At 46.7% G+C, this 546-nt stretch carries 1 protein-coding gene; it reads left to right on the forward strand.

Annotated elements, in window-relative coordinates; translation table 11 throughout:
• Positions 1-147: 147 nt before the first annotated feature.
• The coding region (locus tag ACMUOY_RS20100; protein ID WP_413894506.1) for a pyruvate formate lyase family protein at positions 148-546 on the forward strand (399 nt) is incomplete at its 3' end.

Genomic DNA, 546 nt, shown 5'->3' on the forward strand with positions numbered 1-546 from the left:
GAGGCACAAAACTCGTGCCATACTTGGCCTCATGCGGTTGAATTTCCTATCCGCTCGTGCCATACTTGGCCTCATGCGGTTGAATTTCCTATCCGCATCCGGTGTGATTGTCGGTTCTGTAACTGGGGTGAATACTAGGAGAATAAGATGAATGCTCTTGTGAAATTAGCTGATAGAGAAATGGCGGTCGAGACTTCTATGGAAGTATCGAACCGTGTTGAGCGCCTGAAAAAAGCAGTGCAAGCCGAAACCAATGGTGCATGCATTGAGCGTCCTATGCTTTGGACCAAATACCATCGTAACAAGGCCAACAGCGATAAGACGACCAACGTGAAAATAGCCGAAGCTGTGCGCTATGTGCTCAATAACAAGACTGTGCGTATTTACGATGATGAGTTGATTGTTGGCAACTTCACCTCCAAACGCGTCGCTGGCTTCTGCTATCCAGAGTTGAGTGGCTTGGAACCCATGTCCCAAGTATTCAATATGCCTTCTCGAAAGGTAAATCCCCTCGAAATCAGTTTGAAAGACCGCTTTAAGCTATTT

Source organism: Candidatus Skiveiella danica, assembly GCF_022705245.1.
GTDB classification, from domain to species: Bacteria; Pseudomonadota; Gammaproteobacteria; order Burkholderiales; family Burkholderiaceae_C; genus Skiveiella; species Skiveiella danica.